Origin of the sequence: Syntrophorhabdus sp. (assembly GCA_012719415.1) — a bacterium.
In the GTDB taxonomy this organism is placed as follows: Bacteria; Desulfobacterota; Syntrophorhabdia; order Syntrophorhabdales; family Syntrophorhabdaceae; genus Delta-02.
The window spans coordinates 1-3,626 of sequence record JAAYAK010000005.1 but is presented as its reverse complement, the minus strand read 5'-3'; the positions used below and the strand labels follow the sequence as shown (position 1 = coordinate 3,626).

At 63.0% G+C, this 3,626-nt stretch carries 3 protein-coding genes; all 3 read left to right on the top strand.

The window, feature by feature from the left end; translation table 11 throughout:
- A partial coding sequence (locus tag GXX82_00190; protein ID NLT21444.1) for a hypothetical protein occupies positions 1-401 on the top strand: 401 nt, incomplete at its 5' end.
- Positions 402-411: 10 nt separating this feature from the next.
- Positions 412-1,536, top strand: coding sequence for a histidinol-phosphate transaminase (hisC, locus tag GXX82_00185; GenBank protein ID NLT21443.1), 1,125 nt, complete (start codon positions 412-414; stop codon positions 1,534-1,536).
- A partial coding sequence (locus GXX82_00180) for a xanthine dehydrogenase family protein (GenBank protein ID NLT21442.1) occupies positions 1,533-3,626 on the top strand: 2,094 nt, incomplete at its 3' end. The genes hisC and GXX82_00180, both read left to right, overlap by 4 nt.

Genomic DNA, 3,626 nt, shown 5'->3' with positions numbered 1-3,626 from the left:
TCAAGGAAGACCCGGGGTGCAGGGTCTACGCCCACGCCGGCATGGAGGACTTCCTCAGGACCCGGTATAAGATGCATTTTCTTGCCAGGGAGATCGTCCCCGTGAAGTATGAGGGTGAGAGGCAGAACCCCCACTCCGTCTTCGGTGCCAGGTTCCAGCACAGCCAGAACCTCGTGGTTCTTACACCGCTGTGGGATGGCGCCGATGCCCGGGAGAACCTGGCGAGGCACATCGGGGTCTTGAGGGCCGAAGGGATAGCGAATATCCTTTTCAGGATCGATCTCGGCCACGGCTGGCACGCGCGGCTCTATCCCGTCATCGAGGCGAACGGGTTTGTCCCGTCCATCGTGATCCCTTACCAGGGCAAGGCGGATTGGCTCTTTTTCACCCTGCGGGATTGAGGTCTTTCGCGTGTTTGACGTTCCCCTGAACAAACTTGTCCCTGAATACATCAAGAAGTTCGAGGCTTACATCCCGTCCCGTCCCGACCCGGAGCTCATGAGGCTCTACAGGGTGGACCACCTTTGGCGGCTCAACAACAACGAAAATCCCCTCGGCCCTCCCGGGGGCTCGGCGCGGGTCATTGAACAGTTCCCGCCGAAGAGGGCGGCCATCTATCCCAGTGGTGATTCCTGGTTCCTGCGCGTAAAGCTGGCCGAGAAGTTCGACCTCGACCCCGACCAGATCGTGTTCGGCAACGGGGCGAACGAGGCCATCGCCTTCGTCATCAAGGCCTTCTGCCAGGAAGGGGACAACATCATCACTGCCGACAAGACCTTTGCCGTCTATGAATGGGTGGCGGCGTTCTCCGGTTTCGAGGCGAGGCTCGTGCCGCTCAGGGATTTCGGTTTCGACGACGAGGGGATGCTTGCCCGCGTGGACGACAGGACGAAGATACTCTTCGTGTGCAACCCCAACAATCCCACCGGGACCTACTGGGACGAGACGAGGCTGAGAAGGTTCCTCGACAGGGTCGCCGGGAGGCAGATCGTCGTCGTTGACGAGGCGTACTGCGAATTCGTCGAGGCGGACGACTATCCCGACGCGATGAAGCTTCTCAAGGAGTACCCCAACCTTGTCACCTTCCGGACATTTTCCAAGATGTATGGCCTCGCCGGGCTCCGCATCGGCTACCTCGCGGGAAGCCGTGACGTGGTCGACGTCATAAGACGGACGTGTATTGTCTACTCGGTGAACGGCCTCGCCCAGGAGGCGGCGCTCGCGGCCATCGGCGACGACGAGCACGTTGCCCGGACGAGGCGGCACGTCAATGCCGAGAAGACCTACCTGCTCGAGGAGCTCTCGCGCCTGGGCGTGGAGACCCACGCCGGCGAAGGGTGTTACGTCATGGTGAGGCTCCCTGTGAGCGATACCCTTGTTTACCGGCAGCTGATGGCGCGAGGGGTGATGATACGGACGATGACGGGTTTTCGTTTTCCCAACTGGATACGCGTCAGCATCGGGGTGCACGAGGCGATGGAGGACTTCATCGGCGGTCTCGGTGAGATCCTGTCCGACAGGGAGGGCGTTCTGTGAAAGAGAAGGCGAGACACTTCCTCGAAGGACCCCGCCTTGACGCCTTCTCGAAGGTGACGGGACAGGAGAGATACGCCGCCGACGAGTATTCGAAGGAGTTCTTCTGGGCCGGCGCGAAAAGGGCCCTCATACCGCACGCCCGGCTTAATGCCGTTCACACCACGCGTGCCGCGGCGCATCCGGGTGTTCTTCGGGTTCTGACCTTCCGCGATGTCGGGGGCTCGAACAGGCTGGGGATCGTCAGGAACCATCAGCCGGTGCTCGTCGATGAGTTCATCCGCCACGCGGGAGACGCCGTCGCCCTGGTGGTGGCCGAGAGCCGCGAAGCTCTCCGCGAGGCCCTCGACCTCATCACCTTCGACCACGAGCCTCTGCCGGGTGTCTTCGATCCGGAAGAGGCCCTGAAGGAAGGCGCGCCCAGGATTCACGAGGACAACGAGGAAGGCAACCTCATGAGGGCCGTTCGCGTTCGACGGGGAGATCCCGACGTGGCCTTTCGCGGCTGCGACGTTGTGGTCGAGGGTGTACTCGAGACGCCGCGCCAGGAGCACGCGTACCTGGAGACGGAGGCCGGGTGGGCCTATGTCGATGGAGACGGGGTGCTCGTCGTTGTGACATCGACGCAGACCCCCTACCGGGACAGGAAGGAGATGGCCGCCGCCCTGGGGCTTGGCATGGACAGGGTGCGTGTCATCGCTCCCTGTCTCGGCGGCGCGTTCGGAGGAAAGGACGGCATCACCGTGCAGTGTCTCGTCGGTCTTGCCGCTCTCAGCGCGGGCGGTGTTCCCGTCAAGATGTGGTGGGATAGGCGGGAGAGCTTCCTCGCCGGAGTAAAGAGGCTTCCCGCAAAATTGCACTACCGCCTCGGGGCGAAAACGGACGGCACCTTCCAGGCGCTTTCCTGCCGGCTCCACTTCGATGCCGGCCCTTACGCCGGACTTGCGGGCGAGGTCATGGCGATGGGCGTGGAGCACGCCGGGTCGGCGTACCGGATACCCAATGTCGATATCGAAGGGTATTGCGTGTATACGAACAACGCCCCTGGTGGTCCTTTCCGCGGTTTCGGGGTGCCGCAGGCGACGGCGGGCATGGAACAGGTCGTCGACATGGTGGCCGGGAAGCTCGGCATGGACCCCCTCGAAGTTCGGCGCGTCAATGCTCTCGGGACTGGTGACAGGAACTGCGTGGGTGTTGAGCTCACGTACTCGACGGGGTTCTCCGAATGCGTCGGCAGGCTGGTGGAGCATCCGCTGTGGAAAGAGCGTGAAGTTTGGAAGGCGTCGGCCCCGCCATGGAAGAAGCGCGGCTGCGGCGTTGGCTGCATGGCCCACGCGATCGGCTACCCGGCTCTCATTCCCGACGAGGCGAACGCGAGAGTGGAACTGACGGAGAGCGGTACGATCCGGGTCTATTCAGGCGTTTCCGATATGGGGCAGGGGAATGCCGTCACCTATCTCAGGATAGCGGGGGAGGTCTTGAACCAGGACCCCACGACGATGGAGGTCATCCAGCCCGACACGGACCACGGCCTTCCCTCGGGCACCTCGTCGGCGAGCCGCACGACGTACACCTTCGGGAATGCCGTCATACAGGCGGCGGGGAGCCTCAAAGAGGTCATCCTTCGTTCCGGTGCCCGGTGCCTTGAGGTCGAGGACATCGACTCTCTCGAACTGGTGCCCGGTGCCGTCAGGATCAAAGGCTCGGGCCGAAAGGCAGCCCTTCGCGACGTGGCGGCCCTCATCGATGCCGTCGACCGGTCCTGCAAGGGATACTTCCGGACCCCCTACGACGAGAGCACACTGGAGATAATGTACCTGGGCACGCACGTTCTGTTCTCGTACGGTGCCCACCTCGCGCGCATCGAGGTCGATACCCTGACGGGAAGGATAGATGTTGTGGACTACGTGGCCGTCACCGACGCGGGCAGGGTGCTGAACCGCGCCCAGTACGATCAGCAGGTGCAGGGTTCCATCGCGCAGGGCATCGGGTATGCCCTCATGGAGGACTACATCGTGAAGGACGGCCGGCACGAGACGGAAGACCTTGCGACCTACATCGTCCCCACCTCCCTCGACGTTCCCGACATGGTC